This window comes from Staphylococcus gallinarum, from assembly GCF_029774255.1.
Taxonomy (GTDB): Bacteria; Bacillota; Bacilli; order Staphylococcales; family Staphylococcaceae; genus Staphylococcus; species Staphylococcus gallinarum.
Genome location: NZ_CP069082.1, coordinates 742790 through 765446, shown reverse-complemented (window position 1 = coordinate 765446; position 22657 = coordinate 742790). Strand labels below are relative to the sequence as shown.

At 32.9% G+C, this 22657-nt stretch carries 23 protein-coding genes; 11 read left to right on the top strand and 12 right to left on the bottom strand.

The annotated features are described in order from the left end of the window. Positions 1-19: 19 nt before the first annotated feature. Complete coding sequence (locus tag JN168_RS03270; RefSeq protein WP_042739115.1) at positions 20-1027, bottom strand: LacI family DNA-binding transcriptional regulator; 1008 nt, start codon at positions 1025-1027, stop codon at positions 20-22. 166 nt (positions 1028-1193) lie between these two features. On the opposite strand from JN168_RS03270, the gene fdhD reads away from it, so the two are divergent. Then, entirely contained in the window at positions 1194-2000 is an 807-nt protein-coding gene (gene fdhD / locus JN168_RS03265; RefSeq protein WP_279526176.1) for a formate dehydrogenase accessory sulfurtransferase FdhD, read from the top strand. Positions 2001-2033: 33 nt separating this feature from the next. Here fdhD and JN168_RS03260 read toward each other — a convergent pair whose 3' ends face one another. The 4 genes from JN168_RS03260 to JN168_RS03245 all read right to left on the bottom strand — a co-directional run bounded on the left by JN168_RS03260 (position 2034) and on the right by JN168_RS03245 (position 6326). Beyond that, a complete protein-coding gene (locus tag JN168_RS03260) occupies positions 2034-2792 on the bottom strand; it encodes a GNAT family N-acetyltransferase (RefSeq protein ID WP_229366626.1) in 759 nt (252 codons plus the stop codon). A gap of 34 nt (positions 2793-2826) precedes the next feature. Continuing rightward, on the bottom strand, positions 2827-3384 hold the full coding sequence (locus JN168_RS03255) for a biotin transporter BioY (RefSeq protein WP_279526175.1): 558 nt from the start codon (positions 3382-3384) through the stop codon (positions 2827-2829). A 406-nt stretch (positions 3385-3790) separates the two neighbouring features. Continuing rightward, positions 3791-4693 (bottom strand): ABC transporter substrate-binding protein, encoded by a 903-nt coding sequence (locus tag JN168_RS03250; protein ID WP_042739119.1) that lies wholly within the window; start codon positions 4691-4693, stop codon positions 3791-3793. Positions 4694-5174: 481 nt separating this feature from the next. Then, complete coding sequence (locus JN168_RS03245; RefSeq protein ID WP_042739120.1) at positions 5175-6326, bottom strand: acyl-CoA dehydrogenase family protein; 1152 nt, start codon at positions 6324-6326, stop codon at positions 5175-5177. A gap of 152 nt (positions 6327-6478) precedes the next feature. Between JN168_RS03245 and JN168_RS03240 the strand changes: the two genes are divergently transcribed. The 4 genes from JN168_RS03240 to JN168_RS03225 are packed head-to-tail and all read left to right on the top strand — an operon-like array spanning position 6479 to position 9472. Next, positions 6479-7228 carry an amino acid ABC transporter ATP-binding protein gene (locus JN168_RS03240; protein WP_042739121.1) on the top strand — a complete coding sequence of 250 codons (750 nt, stop codon included), beginning with the start codon at positions 6479-6481 and terminating at the stop codon, positions 7226-7228. Continuing rightward, entirely contained in the window at positions 7225-8076 is an 852-nt protein-coding gene (locus JN168_RS03235) for an amino acid ABC transporter substrate-binding protein (protein WP_229366624.1), read from the top strand. The genes JN168_RS03240 and JN168_RS03235 overlap by 4 nt, the downstream gene beginning before the upstream one ends. Continuing rightward, on the top strand, positions 8076-8762 hold the full coding sequence (locus tag JN168_RS03230; protein ID WP_042739123.1) for an amino acid ABC transporter permease: 687 nt from the start codon (positions 8076-8078) through the stop codon (positions 8760-8762). Before JN168_RS03235 ends, JN168_RS03230 begins: the two co-directional genes overlap by 1 nt. An 11-nt stretch (positions 8763-8773) precedes the next feature. After that, complete coding sequence (locus JN168_RS03225) at positions 8774-9472, top strand: amino acid ABC transporter permease (protein ID WP_229366623.1); 699 nt, start codon at positions 8774-8776, stop codon at positions 9470-9472. Positions 9473-9719: 247 nt separating this feature from the next. Here the strand turns inward: JN168_RS03225 and JN168_RS03220 are convergent, their stop codons facing one another. From JN168_RS03220 to JN168_RS03205, 4 genes are all read right to left on the bottom strand, one after another. Then, on the bottom strand, positions 9720-10799 hold the full coding sequence (locus JN168_RS03220; RefSeq protein ID WP_279526174.1) for a PTS sugar transporter subunit IIC: 1080 nt from the start codon (positions 10797-10799) through the stop codon (positions 9720-9722). Positions 10800-10954: 155 nt separating this feature from the next. Then, the gene (locus JN168_RS03215) at positions 10955-11302 is read right to left on the bottom strand and encodes a transcriptional regulator, SarA/Rot family (RefSeq protein ID WP_042739126.1); all 348 of its coding nucleotides are present in this window, start codon (positions 11300-11302) and stop codon (positions 10955-10957) included. Positions 11303-12288: 986 nt separating this feature from the next. Further along, positions 12289-12648: a DoxX family protein gene (locus JN168_RS03210; RefSeq protein ID WP_042739127.1), complete on the bottom strand. Its 360-nt coding sequence runs from the start codon at positions 12646-12648 to the stop codon at positions 12289-12291. Between the two features lie 14 nt (positions 12649-12662). Beyond that, positions 12663-13715 (bottom strand): LLM class flavin-dependent oxidoreductase, encoded by a 1053-nt coding sequence (locus JN168_RS03205; RefSeq protein ID WP_232139501.1) that lies wholly within the window; start codon positions 13713-13715, stop codon positions 12663-12665. A 492-nt stretch (positions 13716-14207) separates the two neighbouring features. On the opposite strand from JN168_RS03205, the gene JN168_RS03200 reads away from it, so the two are divergent. After that, positions 14208-14972: a CHAP domain-containing protein gene (locus JN168_RS03200; RefSeq protein WP_042739129.1), complete on the top strand. Its 765-nt coding sequence runs from the start codon at positions 14208-14210 to the stop codon at positions 14970-14972. A 408-nt stretch (positions 14973-15380) separates the two neighbouring features. Here the strand turns inward: JN168_RS03200 and nhaC are convergent, their stop codons facing one another. Next, positions 15381-16775: a Na+/H+ antiporter NhaC gene (gene nhaC / locus JN168_RS03195; protein ID WP_279526268.1), complete on the bottom strand. Its 1395-nt coding sequence runs from the start codon at positions 16773-16775 to the stop codon at positions 15381-15383. 47 nt (positions 16776-16822) lie between these two features. Beyond that, entirely contained in the window at positions 16823-17893 is a 1071-nt protein-coding gene (locus JN168_RS03190) for an NAD/NADP-dependent octopine/nopaline dehydrogenase family protein (protein ID WP_042739130.1), read from the bottom strand. A 227-nt stretch (positions 17894-18120) separates the two neighbouring features. Here JN168_RS03190 and JN168_RS03185 point away from each other — a divergent pair, with 227 nt between their 5' ends. The 5 genes from JN168_RS03185 (at position 18121) to JN168_RS03165 (ending at position 21318) form a co-directional block, all read left to right on the top strand. Continuing rightward, a complete protein-coding gene (locus JN168_RS03185; protein WP_042739131.1) occupies positions 18121-18486 on the top strand; it encodes a DUF4870 domain-containing protein in 366 nt (121 codons plus the stop codon). Positions 18487-18802: 316 nt separating this feature from the next. Beyond that, a complete protein-coding gene (locus JN168_RS03180; protein WP_042739132.1) occupies positions 18803-19270 on the top strand; it encodes a CHAP domain-containing protein in 468 nt (155 codons plus the stop codon). A gap of 272 nt (positions 19271-19542) precedes the next feature. Then, on the top strand, positions 19543-19863 hold the full coding sequence (locus JN168_RS03175) for a DMT family transporter (RefSeq protein ID WP_042739133.1): 321 nt from the start codon (positions 19543-19545) through the stop codon (positions 19861-19863). Continuing rightward, positions 19863-20177 carry a DMT family transporter gene (locus JN168_RS03170; RefSeq protein ID WP_042739134.1) on the top strand — a complete coding sequence of 105 codons (315 nt, stop codon included), beginning with the start codon at positions 19863-19865 and terminating at the stop codon, positions 20175-20177. The genes JN168_RS03175 and JN168_RS03170 overlap by 1 nt, the downstream gene beginning before the upstream one ends. A 184-nt stretch (positions 20178-20361) precedes the next feature. Further along, positions 20362-21318 (top strand): 2-hydroxyacid dehydrogenase family protein, encoded by a 957-nt coding sequence (locus JN168_RS03165; RefSeq protein ID WP_279526173.1) that lies wholly within the window; start codon positions 20362-20364, stop codon positions 21316-21318. A 118-nt stretch (positions 21319-21436) separates the two neighbouring features. Here JN168_RS03165 and JN168_RS03160 read toward each other — a convergent pair whose 3' ends face one another. Continuing rightward, positions 21437-22567, bottom strand: a complete 1131-nt coding sequence (locus JN168_RS03160; RefSeq protein ID WP_232139499.1) for an FAD-dependent monooxygenase — start codon at positions 22565-22567, stop codon at positions 21437-21439. Positions 22568-22657 lie beyond the last annotated feature (90 nt).

The window sequence follows — 22657 nt, the reverse complement described above, 5'->3', positions numbered from 1 at the left end:
TTTTGTCAATGAACTTCATTCAATGCATCGTTTTGAAGGTTGTACGTTCATTTAATTGCGCCTCCACTACAACGTGAATTGCAATTTTACGTGTTTTATTTATACGTTCTTCAGCCATACGCACAGCTGTTCTACCAAATTCATCAACCGGTATATGTACCCCACTAACTGATGGAACGGCATATTGAATGACTTCTAAATCATTAAAGCTTACTAATTTAACTTCATCAGGTAATTTAATATTTTCACTTTGTAACTGTTGTAAAATACCAATAGCAACCATATCATTACCAGCTATTAACACATCTGGCAAAGTATCTTCAGCTATAAAACGTTGTACTGCTAATTTGCCATCCTCTTGTTCCCAGCCACTCATTATCGGCAAGGCATCAATATGATGGTCTTCACACCATGCTGTATAAGCTTCATATCTAGGATCTGTGTTATATAATTTAGCTTCCCCTGCAAGATTCCTAACTGTATGGGTACCACCTACATATGCTACTCGCTTTAAATTCATTTTCTCAATTTCATTTAATAATGTTGTCATGGCATAATGTAAATCTGAATAGACGGCATCTATAGATTTAGGTGTATTTGGATTATTAATAACAACAATATTATTATTGTGTGCTTGTAATTCGATAATCGCTGCTTCTGAAAAGTTACCTACCACGATAATTGCTCCAGCCTTTTCAACTTTATCGAAATCTACAACACCACTACTCCCATCAATTCTAATAGTACGTTTCAATGATAAATTGAGTCGTGTTACTTCTGCTTCAATAGCTAATCTAATTTCTCTGTAATATGGATCTGACATTTCCTTAGCTCGTGAAGCATATGTGATGATTTGAATTGTCTTGTTTTTACGTGATACCTTTTGATATTGCATGCGTTTAGCCACATCATGAATTCTCTCTCGTGTTGTTGCTGCAACAGACAGTGTTGGATCATTATTTAACACACGGGACACAGTACCCGGACTCACATTTGCCTCTTTTGCTATATCTCTAATACTCGCCATTGTATCACCTCATATTGTTTACTTTAAGTTTACTTGTTTACTCTTTAGGTATCAACCATTTACATTACCGATTGTTTTTTCTACTATTGGTACAATTAATCTGTTTTATTTTTTTACATTTAAAAATAAGTTACACTTAGTAAATGAAAAGAAATGAGGTGTACTTATGCATGAAGATGTCTTAACTAATCAACCCATTGTACGTTATGAACAAGGCGCATTAATCCAAACAACAGATCATTATGTTACAGAATTCCCATTAACTATCATGGTAAATGGCTCAGAATTTGCCACTGTTATTTGTAGTCCTAATCACTTAGAAGAGCTAGTGCTAGGTTTTTTAGCATCTGAAGGTGCCATATTGAAAAGTACAGATTTGAAATCTATTCAAATTGATGATAGTAAGGGCTTTGCTCATGTCCATCTAAATAAAAAACTAGGTGAGCGTTTTGAATATTCTACGAAGCGAACCATTGCTTCATGTTGTGGAAAAAGTCGTGCTTTTTACTTTCAAAACGATATGGCTGTTGCCAAGACTTCACTCTCCGACATCACCTTAACACCGACTCAGGTATTAAATATGATGACAAGATTACAAAGTGCAAGTAAGGTATTTAAACAAACAGGTGGATTGCATAATGCTGCAATCAGCGATGGTGAAACATTCTTTGAACACCGCCAAGATATCGGTAGACATAATGCATTAGATAAACTATATGGATATTGCATACAAAGACATATACCCGTGCGCAATAAAGTATTGATCTTTAGTGGTAGAATCTCATCCGAAATATTAATCAAGGCTGCAAAGATTGGAGTAGGCATGATACTATCAAAATCTGCTCCTACTACATTAGCCATCACATTAGCTCAAGATTTGAATATAACAGCAGTCGGTTTTATAAGAGATGGTAACTTTAATGTATACAGCCATCCAGAACGCATAAAAGCTGTAGACGCTAACGAAACTTAAATTTCGAATGCATCTACAGCTTTATTTAAATACTTATAATTGTATATCACTATCTTCAATGGTCTCTTTTACTATTTGATACCTAAAGCTTATAAACTGATACCCTTGCTTGATATACATATCCTTTGCAGTATCTTCTCCATCAGCTATCAAAATCATTGGCTTTTCACCAGCATAACGAGCTACAAAACTCTGCATAACAGTTCCAATTCCTTGTCTTTGAAAGTTTGGTAACACACCAAAGCCATCTATTTCGATTGTATTGTCCGCAACGATTATATCCAATATACCTACAGGCTGACCTGCTTTATAAGCTATCAGACGTTCTTTATTATCAATGTTATAACTCGCTCTCAGGAGTTGAATACTCTCATTTGCATATGCTTTGCCAAATGGTAAGGCATATGTTCTATATATTTGTATGTAATCCTCAATTGATTCTACTGAAACAAATTGGATATCAATGTCCGTGTTGTTCGATTGCGGAAAATCCTTAGCTTCAATGGCATACAATTCCATTAAACCTAATTCAAAACCAGTTCGCTCTAATAAATTAATCCACGTATCAGAAAGTAGTACATTTTCTGGAAAAACAAATGCTAAATGATCGGAACCTTGTTGCTGATGTAATTCAGCTTGTTTCAAGACATCTTGTTTAAACTCTGTGATTGAAGGTAAATACTTGTATTCCCATTTATTCGTATCATAGACTAAGGGCTCATCCGGAGTTAAGTAGATCGTTTTATCTTTTTCATTTTTAAATATCGTTCCTTGTTGAAAGATATTATCCATCGAAATTTTCAACTCCATCACCACACCTTGTCAATTAATTGTTTGTTTTTAATAATTGTTGGAAACGACTATGATTTAATAATATATTGCCAATTAAGCTTGCAATAATTGCTTTTATTATATCTCCAAGCATAAATGCAAATGATAAAAGTATCGATTTACTCATTGGAATATTAGTAATTATGCCCATAATAAGCGTACCTACTACATCTAATAATACTACCCCAAATATAATAGTTGTAACTAATAATAAGATAAAATTAATCTTTTTGAAGTATAAGTCTCTTACTAAACCAATGAGAAATGCAACAACTGGATACATAAATAAGAAACCAGCAGATGGACCAGCAAATACGCCTATACCACCTCTGCCACCAGATAATAATGGTAATCCCGCTGCAACAAGTAATAATAAGACAATCACACTTATCGTGCCATACTTTCTCCCTAAGATAATTGCCGCCAAGAATATACCTATATTTTGTAACACGATAGGTACAGGCATAATTGGCAACGGAATTGCTGGAACAAAACCTAACACAGCAATGATTGCCGTCATTAATGCTGTATATACTAAATATTTTGTAGTCACAATACATCCTCCTTAATTTCGTTATCTCACCATTAATGTAAACATTAATATAAAAACAGTTTACAATATTGAATAATATATTTAGATTCAATAAAATGCAATATATTTTTACAATGATGGTTAGGATAAAAATACATGTAGGTGTAATTTCTAGAAAAATAACGCATTAATGTATTGATTGGTATAATCAAAATTAAACTTAGGCATCAACGTTTAATCACAAGTTTTTTCAAATGTAAAAAGAGAGCTAATCCGTTGAGGATTAACTCTCTTATTTTGAGAATGGGATTTACGTCCCAAACACTTAAAATAATAATAGTCTATTGTCATTTAATAAGTATATTGCTTTAAAGCACTTACTAAATTCCCTAATAAGTTACTGATAATACAATTTCATAGCTTTATATTATTTTAATAATTTTTCTTTTAAATCTTTTCTCATATATTCCAATGTGTATGGATCATTATACCAATAAGTTTCTGCTTGAACTTTGATTACATGACCATCCTTAACTGCTGGAATATTATTCCATAAATCTGTTTTAGCGTATGATGGCGTAGCTTTACCTTCACTTGTTGAAACAATATAATCACCAGCATAATCTGCAAGTTTTTCTTGTTTAATTTCAGCCCAGCCTTCTTTTTTAACTAACTTGTCTAATTTCTCAGGCATTTTTAGACCGAATGCTTGGTATAATACTTCGCCACCACGACCCCAGTTTGGTCCGTAACTATATAATTTTTTGTCAAATTCATCGAAGATTGATACTGTTGCATCTGAACCAATTTTTTCTTTGATTTCTTTACCATCTTTTTTAGTTTTAGCTTTCCACTTTTCTTCCCAAGCTTTAACTTTATCTTCTTTACCTAACAATTTCCCTAATTCTTCTTGTTGATCTAGATATTTATGTTTACCATAGTCAAATACAACTGTTGGTGCAATTTTTTTGTATTTTTTGATGTTTTTATCAGTAGAATATACAATAATTAAATCTGGTTTTGATTTAGCAACCTTTTCAACATCGTTATCTCCAACTTTTGTAACACCTTTAAATTTATCTTTTAACAATTTACTGCTATCTACTTGCTTGTTTACAGCAACAATTTTCCCACCAAGGTATTTAACTCCCCCAGCATATGTAGGTGCAACAACCGCAATACGTTTCGGTGATTTAGGTACATCGATACTCTTGCCACTATCTAATTTATAAGACTTTGTTTCTTCTTTCTTTGAATCGCTATCCGATTTATTACCGCAAGCTGCCAAAATTAAAACTAAGGCAATTAACGGAAACAATAATTTCTTCATTTATTTCCCTCCATTGAAAACGATTATCAGTTACAAAGTAATTATATAGTTTCTAAAGTAATTTTACAATAGTAATATTTACAAGTATTGTGATAATTAATAATTCAAAAAACTACGTATAAAATTTCTATATAAGTATAAAAATAATTGCCTCTTATTTTTTAAAATAAATAATAAGGAAACTGAAATACTTATACCTGAAAATGCTATCCACAAATTGTAAATCATTTTGTAGAAACAGTTCTAGGAATAACAAGGTTAAAACGTGAACTAAGATTAGCATAAATGGCTATCAATATAAGAAAAACAACAGCACTAAGTACTAATCAATTTGATAATAATAAAAAAATCGATGATTTTTACATTTTTACAGTAAAAATCATCGATTCTATTTTAGTTTGAAAGTTAATATCCCAGACTCTCACTCTAGCCTTGATATTCCAAATCCTTCTATAAAATAAAGCCATATATAATACTTAGCTTATTCGAATAAACCAAGTACTGACTTAGCAATATTTGTATAAGCCATATCTTCCATTGGAGGGTTATGTAACCCTGCTCGCATATCACGATAATAGCGCTGTAAAGGTCGATCCATCTCAAGGCTCTTAGCACCAACAATTCTCATGGCAATATCTATCACTTCAAGACCTTGATTCATCACTAATACTTTTGAGGCTGATGTTTCATTCCAAACATTCGGTGTTGCTTCTGATGTATAAAGCTGTGCGGTGCTCCATAAGAAATGTCTAGCAGATAATAATAATGATTCCATCTTACCTATATTTTGTTGGACGGTTGGCAGTTCTCCAATACAACCCTCAATGCTGTTTGGACTATGTTTTTTAGCAAAATCTACTGCATAGTCTCTAGCAGCTTGTGCAATACCAAGATATACACTCGGAATATGTAGAATCCAGCCATTAGGTTTCTTAACGCCAGCACTTCTCGTTTCTACAAAATTCTCCTTAGGAATGTGTACATCATTTAACACTAAATCATGACTTTCAGTTGAGCGCATTCCTAGCATATTCCAATTATCAGCAATTTCAACACCTTGCATATCCTTTGTAACTAAATAGTACCCTACTTGTTCGAGTGATTCACTATATGCACTGACAACAAAGTGGGTTAACCCTTTACTCATCGATGTAAATGTTTTAACTCCATTTAACACATAACCATCTTCTGTTTCTACAGCATGGGAAGCTGGTCTACCGCCTCTAGTTGGACTACCAGTTTCCGCTTCACTAATCGCTCTATTAACTAGCGCACCTTGTTTCACAGCTTCTGCAAATGATTCTAACATTGGTGATTCCCATAACTCTTGTTCATAAAGTTGGCCGACAACACTCAAGTGCCAGCCTATTGATAAGGCAGTAGCACCATCTATAGCGCCGAGATGACTTTGCAGAATCACCATATCTTCAATGGTAGCACCTTCTCCGCCATAGCTTTTTGGTAGTGTTAATTTAGAATAGCCTTCTTTGACAAGCCATTCTATATTTTCATAAGGAAAGCGAGAATGTATGTCATTGTATGCCGCTCTAGATTGAAATGTTTCCTTTATTGTTTCAAATTTATGAATCCACTTTTGTTGTATATCTGAATGTATTAATGCGGAATCATTCACTTCTATCACCTCTTAGTTAATCTCTTATTATGATAATCTTAGTTTAACACTCAACATTATCTAAATAAAGTCATTAAAAAATTTAATCCTTACTTTACCGATAAGATATATTATGATAGTTTTTAATTAATACATATATGGAGGACAACAAAATGATTTCTGTAAATAATCTTAAACTTCAATACAAGGATCATAAAGTTTTAAATGACGTGAGCTTTTCACAAAAAACTGGAACAGTAACAGCCATTATTGGTCCTAGTGGTTCCGGTAAAACTACGCTCTTAAGAACATTAAATGCGCTTGCTATACCCAAATCCGGAACAATTCAAATTAATGATACAACATTTGATGCTAGTCACTTTACTAAAAAGGATATAAAGCAATTACGTAGTAAATCTGCAATGGTGTTTCAGAACTATAACCTCTTTAAAAATAAGACAATATTAGAAAATATAACAGAAGGCTTAATATATGGACAAAAAATGAGCCTAAATAAAGCCACGGAAATCGCTGAGTCATACTTATCCCAAGTTAATTTATTAGAGCATAAAGATAAATATCCAATACAGCTTTCAGGTGGCCAAAGTCAACGTATCGGCATCATACGTGCATTAGCGTTAAATCCAGAAATTTTATTGTTGGATGAACCTACATCTGCACTTGATCCCGAATCAATACGCAGTATATTAACACTTATAAAATCAATTGCCGAAAAAGGAATGACGATGGTACTTGTGACGCATGAGATTGAGTTTGCAAAAGCTATTGCTGACCAAATTCTATTTATAGATGAAGGAAAGATCGCACATCGTGGCACACCAACAGAAGTATTAGAAGAGGCTAATTCAGAACGTATACATCGCTTTTTAAATAAAGTACGAACAGAAGGTGATTATGTATGACCTTTAAACGTTCTTGCTATTTAGCGATACTATTGTTGCTAATTTTGACAACGGCAGCTTGTGATAAAGATAGTAATTCGCAAAATAGCTCATCGAAACAAGAAGTTAAAGTTGCACTGTCAGCAGAAGTGAATCCACCTTACCTATACACAAATAAAAAGAATGAATTCGTTGGTTTAGATATGGATTATATGAAATTGCTAGAGAAAAAATTACCTCAATATGATTTCAAATATGAAGTTGGCGAAGAGGAATCTAATTTAGTTGGTATTGGTGCTGGAAAATTTGATATGGGAATCAATTGGTTCTTTAAAACACCAGAACGAGAAAAACAATTTCTCTATCAAGATGAACCATACAGCTATGCTTTACCTTTATTAGTAGTTAATAAGGATAACAATAATATACATAGCTTAGATGATTTGCCAGGCAAACGCCTTACACCAATGGCTCCAAGTGGCGGATTATTCTCAATACTTACACAATATAACAAATCACATCAGAAACAAATCGATATAGATACAATTCAAGAACCATCCAATGGAGATAATTTAAAAATGGTAAGTCAACAAAGAAGAGATGCAATGTTTTTAAATTGGAATACATATAAAGCAATTCAAGAACAAATCAACGCCAATGTCAAAATCGGTGGCATCGTCAAAAAAGAACCACTCCATATTGTCTATAATAAGAAACAACAGAAATTACACGATGATATAGATCAAGCAACTAAAGAATTAAAGCGCGAAGGTAAACTTCAAGCATTGTCAAAAAAATACTTTGATTTAAACGTTTTTGATAGTTTAAACGAAATCAACGAAGATAAAGATAAATTGGAGGTGCAATAATGAGCGCATCAATAAATTGGATTGACTTATTTTTACAAGTCGTGCAACGATTGCCACTTACATTAGGTATCATATTATTGTCATTACTATTTTCTATTATTATTGGTTTTTTATTAGCTGTTATACGTATTAATAAAATACCTTTCCTTGCACCTATTGTCAGAGTATATTTATCATTTATTCGCAGTACACCACTCTTAGTACAATTATTTTTAGTATATTTTGCATTACCTCAATTATTATTATTTATTCATATTGATATCAATCATTTTAGTAGAATGTTTTTTGTAGTATTAGCCTTTTCATTTCATACAGGAGCGTATCTTTCTGAGATTATACGTGCTGGTTATCAATCCGTCGATTATGATCAAATAGAAGCTGGTCTAACAGTCGGATTATCCTACCCAAGAATTATGAAAGATATTATCATTCCACAAGCTTTACGCAATAGCATTCCTAATTTGACGACACAAATTATCGAATTAGTTAAAGATACCTCTCTAGCATTTACAATCGGTATTATTGATATGATGGGACAAGTTAAACTCATTATCGGTAATAATTATGGGCTCGGTATGTTAGAAGTATATATCGTTATCTCCCTTATTTATTGGATGATTGCATTAATAATTCAAGGCGTATTCACTGCAATTCATAATAAAACAGAAAAACCATATCAAGTATAAGGAGAATAAATATGTCATTTATTTTATATACAATCTTTGAGGTATTAAAGGGTGTTCCCAACACTTTAATTATCACTATAGTTGCCATAATATTTGGTTTAATCATAGGAACACTTTTTGCAATCATACGACTAAAAAACGTTCCAGTATTATCACAATTAATTATTATTTATAACTCTTTTTTCAGAAGTACACCTTTAATCGTACAATTATTTATTGTTTACTATGGGTTACCTTCACTAATTTTATTGCTTAATGATCAATTTAATTTATCTATTAATCCTGATATGTTTTCACCATTAATTATTTCACTTATTGTATTTTCACTTCATGCGGTAGCTTATCTGAGCGAATCAATTAAAGGTGGTTTACAATCAGTAGAAAATAGTCAAATAGAGGCGGCTCAAACAGTTGGTCTATCTAAATTTAATATTTATAGACGTATCGTTTTACCTCAAGCATTTGGTTATGCTTTACCCAATATTGAAAACCAATTTATTATGCTTTTAAAAGGGACTTCTCTAGCATTTGCTGTTCAAGTAACTGAAATTATGGCCGTTAGCCATGTCATTGCAAATGAAGGTTATCGATTCATCCCAGTTTATTCCATAGCTGCAGCATTTTACTGGTTGCTTGCCATTATTTTTGAAGTAATCTTCTCGAAATTAGAAAATAAAACAACACGTCATCTACAATTCACATCCAATTAATTCTAATTATGCGATGTAATAATAATGATGAATAGCCAGTGCCTATTCAAATTTGTAGTATATAGATCACATTAAATTCAAAGTTATTATTACCACATTCGTATATGCTTAACAAATATGAGACAAAAATAGCCAGTAAACGAATATAAATTCATTTACTGGCTTACTTTATTATAAAGTACAATCATCACATAGTTTACCTTTATCTGCTAGTGATGGTATATGACTTATGAATAAACTTTTAATTTTATGCGATAGATTCGGCATACTTTCTTTTTAATTCATAATAGTGTTTTACCTTTTTAGGCATGGCATCATCAGCTAATTCGGCCTTTGTCACAATAGGATACCGTTTAAATACTAATGCGCCTAGATATCCACAAACCCCACTACAAATTGCACATAGCAATGCTACTAATATTACTGTTAAGGCATTATTAAACCCAAACATAACCATTAAACCAGCAATGGGCGTTGCTGTACCTGTTGCATTATTAACTAAACCGAACAATGCGATAATGATACCAGAAATTGCCCCGCCAACAAAGTTTGTCACATAAACTGGCACTGGGTTTGCAGTAACAATATCTGCTTGTGATAGTGGCTCTATAGCGACAGCAATTGTCGTCTTTCTATCTCCAAATTTTAGCTTTTTAAATAACACAAAGTTCAAGAACGAAGATGCAAACACTGCTAATGCACCGATTGCCATTGGTGTACCTGTGAGACCTAATAACGCAGTCAACGCCATTGAACTTAGTGGTGCAGTTGCCACTACAGTGATAATACCACCTAAGACAATCCCCATTAATATAGGACTAGAATGTGTAGAATCTTTAATTATATTGCCTATTTGTAATAATGTCGCATCAACCACAGGCGTAGAAGCAGTTGCTAATAATCTTGCTAATGGTGCAACTATAACGATTGATGCAATCAAATCCAGTCCATCTGGAAATTTTTCTTCTATCCATAGCATAACAAAACTCATTAAATAACCTGCAATAAATCCTGGTAATAAATCCATATTGCCACACGCTACTGCTATCACAAATGCGTATACAGGTGAAACACCTAATGCTAAAGCGACGAGTCCAGCGGCTGCTACACCACCTAAACCGCCTGCTATATTACCTAATTGCCCTAAGTAATCCATAACCATTAAGTCTCCACCCACATATTTATGAAAGGCTTCAACCAAAAATGAAGCTATAGCTGCATTGGCTAAAGCTCCCATAGCCTTTCCACCTTTTGGAGCCTTACTGGTAAATAGTGTAAATAAGTATAATACTAATCCTAAAAATAATACCCCGATTAATAATTTCATTATATTACCCCTTTTATGTATGCGTTTTCATAACCGTCATTAATTGTATCACATCACATACATTAGAAATAATATATTAGAGTGCAAAATATAAATTACAATATATTTTTACATAATAGAGGTAATATATATAATGATTTTAATCACAAAAGTTATTATAATTGTGATTGCAATTGTTCAATAATTTGAGTTATTTTCGCTCGTTGTTGATCATCTATATAGACTACTACGGTTCTTTCGTCAATTTGGCTTCTTTTTTTACTTAAAAATTCCATTTTAATCAATTTCTGTAAAGCTTTCGTTAAATAATATGGCTTGAGATCGGATGAAAGTGCAATTTCCTTTGCTGTTATTTCATTTGAATTACAATTATAAAGATAATTCAAAATATAGATTTCTTCATAGTTTAACTTAAATTGCTTTTTAGAACTCTTAAAGAATTTCTTCCCTTGTTGATAAGTAGCAATAAGTTCATTTAGTGTTTTAAACTTTTGTTGTTCCATATAACCACTCCTAATGTTTATTCTAGATGTTAATATATACTAAAGTGATTCTTATATATTAATATAATAATTTTATACTATTCCGTACATTCTATTCAATATAAGTAGCTATGAAAAATGTTAAAAATGCCCACTATTTTTTTAATATTTACTTTTAAAAATAAAACAATAGTAGTTAACGCAACATTTTATTAATAAAAAATGAGCGAGCTATGATTTTAGTTAAAATATTTTATCATTTCGATTGATCTTTCATTTATAAATGTAGATAAAATTAACATAATGTCCACTTTTCACTTAACTTAATACTTTTAAAGTGATTCAACACAACTAAAATATTACGTATACTATTTGTTTTTAATTTTGTAATGTGTATTAAATAACACGTAGTATCATTAATTTGGCGAGACTCCTGTGGGAACAGGACAAGCTGAAGACTACAGGCTGAAGCTGGCCCCTAGGAAAGCGAGCCAACAATACATAATATTGAACAAAAAATAGATGCAAATTTGTGGATTGGATGATTTACATTCCTATAGAAATTTAACATTTGTATCTTAATGTAAAATACTTTTCTTTAAGAAATAATTTGGCGAGACTCCTGTGGGAACAGGACAAGCTGAAGACTACAGGCTGAAGCTGGCCCCTAGGAAAGCGAGCCAATAATATATAATATTGAACAAAAAATAGGTGCAAATTTGTGGATTGGATGATTTACATTCCTATAGAAATTTAACATTTGTATAGGAATGTAAAATACTTTTCTTTAAGAAATATTTTGGCGAGACTCCTGTGGGAACAGGACAAGCTGAAGACTACAGGCTGAAGCTGGCCCCTAGGAAAGCGAGCCAATAATATATATAATATTGAACAAAAAAACACTCAGATAAATTGAATTCAATCATCTGAGTGTTATTTTTATAGGATTTATGTCCAAAAGTACTTTACTTATATTCATATAAGTATCTAACTATAATAGTTTTGATTTATTTCTTTTTACAATCTACAGTATCTAGTAAGCTTAATGCTGCTAAACCAGTTAAATCTAACGCATGTTTAGCACCAGCTTTACCATGTCCAGCTTCAAAATGTTTAAATGCCGCAACACCTAATACTGAAATTGCTAATAATGAACCAAGGCGTGATAGCTTTTTGCTACCAAAACTTAATACGAAGAATAAAGCACTTAATGCTTCAACCGCGCCAGCCAATGGTACTGCATTTGAAGGTAAGTTAAACACTTCTTCAAATGTATCTTTCATTGATTGATCACCTTGTAATTTTGGTTTTGCTGCTCCATATAATTCTTTTGCTAATTTTAAATTTGTTAAATAACGTAAAATCATTAAAAACGCTCCTTCTATTTATTTTCAAAATATTTATTTACAATAGGCTTCACACGATTTGCTAATAATTCAATAGTACGAATCGTTCTTTCATGTGGCATCGAACCAACAGGGGTATGCAACATGAATCGTGTTATGCCTAGTGTTTCCACTGTTTCTATAATCTTTTGTGCGACGGTTTCAGGACTACCTACATACAAGGCACCGTGGGGCCCAGCTTCTCTCTCAAAGCTATTTTGGTCATACGGTGGCCAACCACGTTCTTGAGCCAATATATCATGACTTGCTTTAACAGATGGGAAAAATTCACGCTTCGCTTGTTCATCTGTATCAGCAATATAGCCCCATGAATGTGTTGCAATTTTTAAATCATCTACCTTATGTCCATAAGATTCAGCAATTGACTGGTACATGTCTATATTACGTCTAAATCTTTTCGGATCTCCACCAATTATAGCATAAGTTATTGGTAATCCTAATGCTCCTGCTTTTAACGAGGATTCCGGAGTACCTCCAGTAGCTATTGATATAGGCAATGCATTGTGTTCAGCTCTAGGATAAACACCTAAATTATCAATAGAAGGTCGTAAATGCCCCTTCCAATTGACGATTTCATGTTGATTAATCTTAAGAAGTAAATCAATCTTTTCATTAAATAACTGTTCGTAGTCATCTAGATTATATCCAAATAATGGAAATGATTCTATAAATGAACCTCTTCCTACCATTATTTCGGCACGTCCATTTGAAACTGCATCTAATGTAGAAAAGCGTTCATATACTCTAACAGGATCATCTGAAGATAATACAGTAACTGCACTAGTTAATTTAATATGCTTGGTATTTCTAGCGGCTGCAGCTAATACCGTTACTGGATCTGATACTGCATAATCAGGTCTATGGTGTTCACCAAGACCATAGATATCCAAACCATTTCGATCTGCTGTTTCTATTTCTTCTATTATATTACGAATTCTTTGTGCATTACTGATTGCATCTTGTTTACCTTGTTCTGTATAGATATCACCATTATCTGCAAAAGAGGTCAAGCCAATTTCTATCTTCACTATTAACACCTCCAAATCTAGTATAATTTTTATACCTAAATATTAAAACTTTCTGATAAAGGTGTCAATATCTCTGCTTAATTCAATTTTTTATATGTATAATATGACCTACTGCTGCACAATTAATCTATAGTATTTTTGTATTTTCAAATAATAAATTTACCTAATCAATTATATTTTGAAATTTTCTGTTATTTTACAGCTTTGTAATAATAGAGATTGTAACAATACACTTTGTAGCGCAAAACCCTTATAAAACAAGTATTCCACTACTTTTTTAATTCATTTTATTTGTTACACATTAGGTTAAATTATTAGAACTAAATTACAAAACGATAACAATGCACACAAATGGTTATTTTTCTGATAAAGTATTTCTTGTCGTTGAAACAGCGAAAACATAAAAAACAAATTATTGTCGTTAGAGACTGGGAATAGCATTACGAAAAATATAATAATAAATAGAGAGAAATTCTAGGAGGATATTTTATAATGAAGAAAATCGCTACAGCTACAATCGCAACTGCAGGAATCGCTACTTTTGGTTTTGCACATCACGATGCAGATGCAGCAGAAAATAATAACGGTGGATACAATCCAAACGATCCAACATCATACGAGTATTCTTACACAATCGATCAACAAGGTAACTACCACTACGATTGGAAAGGTAACTGGAACCCTAGTCAAGCTGACCAAGGTCACAGTAACTACAGTAACTATAATCAAACTGCTTCATACGCTACTGGGAATAGCTATGGTAAGCAATCATATACAGCTAATAATCAAGCAACTGGTGGAAGAGGCGCTTCAGTTTCAAACTCTACTTCAAGCCATAACATCAAAGTAACAACTACAAGTGCACCATCAAGTTCATCAAAATCAACTAGCTCATCATCAAGTTCATCAATTTCAATTTCTAGCACTTCAGGTTCTTCAAACAACCTATACACTGCTGGTCAATGTACATACTATGTATACGACAAAGTTGGCGGTAAAATTGGATCAACTTGGGGCAATGCTAATAACTGGGCAAGCGCTGCAGCTGCTTCAGGTTACACAGTAAATAACTCACCTTCACAAGGTTCAATCTTACAAACTTCAGCTGGTGCTTACGGACACGTAGCATATGTTGAAAGTGTTAACAGCGATGGTTCAATCACTGTTTCAGAAATGAACTACGGTCAAGGCGCTGGTGTTGTTACTTCACGTACAATTTCAGCAAGTGAAGCTTCAAGCTACAACTACATTCACTAATAAGTATGTTTCAAAAGGCAATCCATATGGATTGCCTTTTTTATTTATATTCATCATACGAAAACAAACGAGAACCGGTCTTACATTGCACCATCGCTACAATATACAATGTAAAACCGATTAAATAGATTATAGAAGGATATTTTAAATCTTTACCTACATTGAATTATCGATGAATATACAGATAATTAAAGTAATATCGCTACAATTATTACTCAACTCAAACTCATATCATCTCATTCATATTAATTTATATCCCAAATATAACTGTTTAAACTTCTATTTGAAAATTTATTATTTTTTTCCTTCTATTAAACCATCAACGGTATAAAATAAAAAACATGATTATCCTTATAACAACAGTAAATATGCCCAACTATCATTCAAACATGATAGCTGGGCATATTGTTATGAGTGCGTTGATTTTACTTTTTTTATTCCAATACCTGTAAACCCATAGAATAATGCGAAACAAATACATAGGTAACAAGGTACAGTCCAAATAAAGAACTGATCCACTGTAACACCTAATTGCTGAGTATAATATATACCTGATGTTCCCCACGGTATGAGTGGGATTATCATTGTACCTGAATCTTCCAATGTTCGAGATAAATTCGTTCTATCAAGATTCATTTTATTATACATATCTGTCATTAACACACCGACCATAATAATTACTACTGAAGCGACCCCCGCTGCTAATACCATTATTAATCCACCAATAATCGTTGTTAAGATAAGTTGACCTACAGAATTGATATTTTTTGAAATTTTTTGCAAGATTACATCTAAACAACCGGCCTTTTCTACAATACCAGCAAATGCATACCCACAAAATATCGTAACTACAATTTCCGTCATACTCATCATGCCACCTTGTTCTATCAAAGTGACTGTCTTAGCAGATAGATGCTCTGTAGATATCATACCTTTATTAAAGCCATCAAACGTAGATTTAAAACCGTCTACAATACTAAATTTATTGTTTACAACACCTACGATGATTGCGCTAAGACTAGATAATAACATGGCTGGAACAGTAGACATTTTAAATGCCAAACACAAGACAATGACAATAATTGGTAACCAGACTAACACATTAATATTATAAATTTGTGATAGTTCACCTAATAATCGTTTGATTTGTGCTGAATTAGTATCACCTTTAAATTGGCGTCCCACTATAAACCATACAACAATTCCGACAATGGAAGCAGGTACTGTCGTCCATACCATCGCTCTAATATGGCTAAAAATATTCACCTTTGTAACAAGTGCAGCTAAATTTGTCGTATCAGATAGTGGTGACATTTTATCACCAAAAACTGCACCAGCAATGATTGCACCAGCAGCCATACCATGTGGAATATGTAATTGATTAGCAATCGCCATTAACGCGATACCCGCTGTTGAAGCAGAACCCCATGCTGTTCCAGTCGCCACTGATGTGATTGCACAAATGATAAATGCAGATACTAAAAATAAATTAGGATTTAAAAACTCTAAACCATAATAAATCAAAGCAGGTACTGTGCCAGAGTACATCCATGTGCCAACAATAATACCCACTGCTAAAATAATAAAAATTGCTGGCATTGCAGTTGCTAATCTGTTCGTTATACCTTCTTCAAGATCGCTCCACTTCAAGCCTACTCTTTTAGCAATCCAAGCAGCATAAGCAGATGCTAAGATAAGCAATGCTTGTATTGGAATACCAAACCCAACAAAACCTGTAATAACTATAATAATCATAACTACAATAGTAGAAATAGACTCAACAAAAGTTGGCTGTCTCGTCATCATTTGCCCCCCCCCTTTATATTCTATTAAATATACGCATTGTTAAATTAATCTAATCCAAGTTTATCAATGCCAAGTTCCTCAATTGTTAGCCCTTCTTCAAAAAAGTCTCGTTCCAATATTGTCGACGCAATGGTGATAATGGCATCTGTATTAGGTGTTGCCACACCGATATGCTTACCAAGACTTGACCACAAGACAAGACCATAGGCAATATCTTCTGTTAAGTAGCGATTTTTAACTTGATTAGGCCCTTTTATTTGGGAAAATACTGGACTGTTATTAAATAAACGGTTCAATGGTTCATCTTCATCAACTTGTTCCAAATAGCCACGGTCAATACGTGCATCTTTTGCTGTAGATAATTCGAAACCCAATTTACGTCCGAGTGTTAATCGTTCTAATTCTACAGCATGTAATAAACGCACTGTGTGTTGCGTAATCCCTTCTGCATATAAAGCAAAATCTTCTGCATAATCTATACGACCAACGTTTAATAATGTTGGTCCTGGATGAACTTCTGGATTTCCATTTTCTAGGTTTGTTTTCCATAGGCTTTCTTCTTTAACAATATATGGATACAGTAATTCAATTTTCTCAAAGCTATCGCTCAAATCTTCCTTATCATAGGTAGAAAAATGAACCTTTCTCACATTTAATGATAAGTTAACGGACGCTTCATCAAAATCCACTCGTGTTCCATAAGTAAGTGTATTTACTTCAGCAAGTTTAGGTTTTGTCTCAATATGCATTTCCTCTAGGACATTCAAGAATCTAATAGAACCCATTGCTGCTGCCATATTAAAAAAGATCAGTTGTTCTGATTTCAAGAATGGTGCCATCGTATGTGCATAATGTTCGATAAATGAAGATGGTATGACGACTTGTATCACCTCTGCATCCTCTAATACGTATGACATATCATCACTGATATCAGTAAATGGTACAAAGTTTGTCTCTCCCTCATTCGTAAAGGAAAAGCCTCCACGTTCTATAGCTTTATCAAATTTATGTATTGATTGGTTTCTACAATATAATTTCACTTCATGACCTTTAGTCTTCATATCTAATGCTGCTGTTACTGCCCCATTACCAGAGCCTATAATTGCAATTTTCATAATCACCCTTCTTTCTTCAACTTTATTTACATTACTTTATTGTATAACCAGTAATAATTAACGATAAACAATGGCTCGCAATAGAAAAGCGATCACATACCGTTGTAACACGACACATTGTAACAATCGCTACACATAGTTGCTAGATAAAAAACCTAATTTTATTTTCAGAAATTGATATAAAGTTAAATTATTTTTGTTATAGTAAAAGAAAAAGGAGGGGTATAATGCCTGAACATCAATATGAAACAAACAACACATCTAATATTGAAGTAAATGATGATGCACGATTAATGGCAATGCTTATTTATGTATTAAGCTTTTTCACTTCTATTATAGGGCCTCTAATCATTTGGCTCATTAAACGTGATGAATCACCATTTGTAGACCGTGCAGGGAAGAACTACTTTAATTTTTATCTGTCTTATTTTATTTGGGTTATTGTCGCTTCAATATTATCTTTAGTATTAATTGGCTTATTACTATTAATAGTATTGGGTATTTTAATGATAATATTTACTATTATTGCTGCAGTTAAATCTTATAATGGAGAAGATTATTTAGCACCTTTATCTATTAGATTTTTTAAATAATATAAATCTAAATTTTGTGACTTTTTACAAGTCTTGTAATAATTGGTGTTTTATATTAACTAACCAATGGAGCTCACACTAGTAGTGCCAACATAAAATTGAATTATGTCAGACTGTAACCTCTACATGCATTTATTACAATGACATGTGAGGTTTTTTTAATTGGTTTACAAAGACGTAACATTGCACACAAAACCAAATTCATCTGTTAGAGTATTATTTGTCGTTAAAAAGCACATACGAAAAACAATCAACTTAAATTAATTAATAGATAAAGTTATTTTATGAATGATGACTTTTGGGAGGACTTTTTAAAATGAAAAAATTATTAACAGCTACAACTTTAACAGCAGGAATCGGAGCAGCAATGTTGGGATTAGATCATGGTCAAGAGGCAGACGCAGCAGAACAAACTCAAACTCAATCAACTAACGAAAGTACAACTCAATCTGCTTCAAGTGGGAATTTATATACAGCAGGCCAATGTACTTGGTATGTTTATGATAAAGTAAATGGTGAAATCGGCTCTACTTGGGGAAATGCAAATAACTGGGCTTCAGCAGCATCTTCAGCTGGTTATACAGTTAACAACACACCTGAACAAGGCTCAATTTTACAATCTAACTCTGGACCTTACGGACATGTTGCATACGTTGAAAACGTATCTAGCGATGGTTCTGTTACAGTTTCAGAAATGAACTATGGCGGTGGACCATATTCAGTAAGTGAAAGAACAATTTCTTCTTCTGAAGCTAGTTCTTACAACTATATCCACTTAAACTAATAACTAAACATTTAATATAATTCGCTACAATGGTATTGGATATCATCTATGCTTATAAATAAGTATAAGTACACTATCTAAGCAAATATGACTAAATGACAAGTTCTTTAAGGGAAAGTTCTTCCATTCTGTCTGTTGAATTGCGCTACCATTAATATAGGCTGGAACATGATTATGCTTCATGTTTCAGTCTTTTTTTGTTATATGACATTGCAGTATATTAATAAATTTGAGAAAATGGACACGTTTCGTATAAATTAGGAGGTAAGACAATGCAGTGGTTTAAAGTAATATTGGCTGGTTTGATCGAGGTATTATGGGTTACTGGTTTAAATGTTGCTAATTCTGTATGGAGTTGGTTAGCAGTAATTATAATTATCGGCATAAGTTTCTTCTTAGTTATTTCAGCTTGTAAAGCACTACCAGTGGGCACTGTTTATGCTGTATTTGTTGGCATAGGTTCTGTTGGCACAGTAATTGTAGATATTATTTTCTTTGGAGATAACTTCAATATTGTAAAAATGATGCTTATTTGTCTATTAATTATTGGCATTATTGGACTTAAGTTATCAACTTCGGAGGTGCAGCAGTAATGAGTTGGTTCATTTTATTTTTTGCAGGTTTATTAGAAGTTGTTGGTGTCATCATTTTAAATGAAATTACAAGAACAAAAAAGAAATCACTTGTCGTTCTATTAGCAGTTGCCTTTATCTGTAGCTTTAGTACATTGAAATTAGCAATGAATACCATACCTATGGGCACAGCATATGCTATATGGAGTGGTATTGGTACTGGTGGTGGCACATTAGTAGGCATGTTGCTATATAATGAAGCCAAAAATGCCAAACGTGTATTTTTTATCGGTTTGATAGTTCTATCAATTGTAGGTCTAAAGTTAATTAGTTAATTAGTTAATTGGTCAATTGCTCAAGTACAAAGAAAATGAGATTTAATATACGTTATTAAAGTAATTTATTTTTTTACATATCCCTTAAACGATTGTGTTTAGTTATTTTATTTCATTTTAAATATAAAAATTTGTTAAGCCCATATTTATTTACTATACTTTGTATTAAAGGAAGTGATTATTAATGGTAAAAGTTTATATCGCAGGACCTATTCCTGAAGCAGGACTTAAAGCACTTGAACAAGCTGGTGCTGAAGTTGAAATGTATGATGGTAAAGGAATTATTGATCAAGAGACATTAAAGTCAGGTGTCAAAGATGCTGACGCATTAATCAGTCTATTATCAACGAATGTTGATAAAGATGTCATTGATGCAGGAAATAAATTAAAAATAATCGCAAATTATGGCGCTGGATTTAATAATGTCGATACTGCCTATGCTCGACAAAAGGATATCGACGTTACTAATACGCCCAAGGCTTCGACTAATTCAACAGCTGAATTAACATTTGGACTCGTGTTAGCTTCGGCAAGACGTATTGTTGAAGGCGATAAATTATGTCGTTCAACAGGATTCGATGGTTGGGCTCCTTTATTCTTTAGAGGTCGAGAAGTGTCAGGCAAAACAATCGGTATCATAGGCTTAGGTGAAATTGGTGGTGCAGTTGCGAAAAGAGCAAAAGCTTTCGATATGAATATTCTTTATACTGGACCAAATCAGAAAAAGGATAAAGAGCGCGAAATCGGCGCAAAATATGTAGATTTAGAAACTCTTTTAAAGCATTCAGATTTTGTAACGATTAATGCTGCCTATTCTACAGATTTACATCATTTAATCGATACACCTCAATTTAAATTAATGAAGCCGACAAGCTATTTAATCAATGCATCACGTGGGCCAATTGTCCATGAAGCAGCACTTGTCGAAGCATTACAAGATAAACTGATAGAAGGTGCTGCTCTTGATGTCTTTGAATTTGAACCACAGATTAACGAAAAATTGAAATCACTTGATAATGTAGTCATTACACCACATATCGGAAATGCAACATATGAGTCACGAGATATGATGGCTAAAATTGTTGCGAATGATACATTAAGTAAACTAGAGAATAAAACACCAAAATTTATAGTAAACTAGTGATTCTCGACAATTTACATGCACCTACTAAAAAGAGAAGCCCTTAAATGAAATCAGTAGACTTCATTTAAGGGCTTCTCTTTTAATTATATTTATAAGTTCAACATAACTTTCATAGCTACTTTAATTTTGTTTTGTATAAAAATTTTGTTTGCGCACTGGCTAGTTGGTTTGGCATAATTTTAACAACAAAATTACGCAAAGCGACTAATAACTTATTTGATTTTTGTGCTATTTTCCCAATATTTCTAGAACGTTTAATTACTTTTTTAGTATGTTTAACACGTAATTTATCATAACGTTGCAAAGCTTCATCGAAATCATACTGCGCAAGGCAATTAGCTAATACAATCGCATCTTCCATCGCTTGTCCTGCGCCCTGTCCCATGTTTGGTGTCATAGCATGTGCTGCATCCCCTAACAAGACAACACGTTGATACACAAATGACTTTAGTGGTTGTATATCATAAATATCATGAAGTAAAATATCTGTTTCGCTTTGTTTGTCTAATATCATTCTTACTTCATTTGGAAAATGATTAAATCTTGCTTGTAAATGAGGTTTACCAAATGCTTTATACTTTGCATCATGCGCTTTAGCATTAATAGAAATAAACCAATAAGCCTGATGATTTAATAAAGGAACAATGCCTACTCTACCTTTTGTAGCCCAGTATTCTTTAGCAACCTGTTCTTCTTTTATATTTACATCGTCTACTAATCCTCTAAACACAGTATACCCTCTATATATCGGCTTACTATCTGGTAATATAGATTGTCTAACATTTGAATGAATGCCATCTGCAGCTATACATAAATCAAATGCTTCATCTGCTTGAGATTGAGATTCAAATTTCAATGTCACTTTAAGTGGTTCACTTTCAATTGTTTCCACACGGTGTCCAAAATAAAGATATTGTGATGGTACATAAGATTGAATAACATCTACTAAATCTTGACGTTTCACCGTCAAATTAACAGTCTTTTTCTTTAATTTCACATTTGATAGCGTATTACCTTTATCATCTAGCACTGCCATTTGCTCTATTTCATGTCCGATATTTCTTATGCCTTTCGCTAAATCATGATTACCTAACTTTTCAAGGACATTGCCCCCGATACCTATCCCTGCACCAATTTCAGTTATATCTTGTTTCTGTTCAAATACCTTTACGTCATGACCTTGCTCAATCAGTAACGCTGCAGTCGTTAAACCACCGATACCTGCACCTACTATACCTATCTTCATCATTTTCACTCCATCTATCATTAAACTTATTTGTTCTTACTAGCCTGTGTTTTTTAATGAATTCCTTAATTACTTTACAAAGAAAAAAGA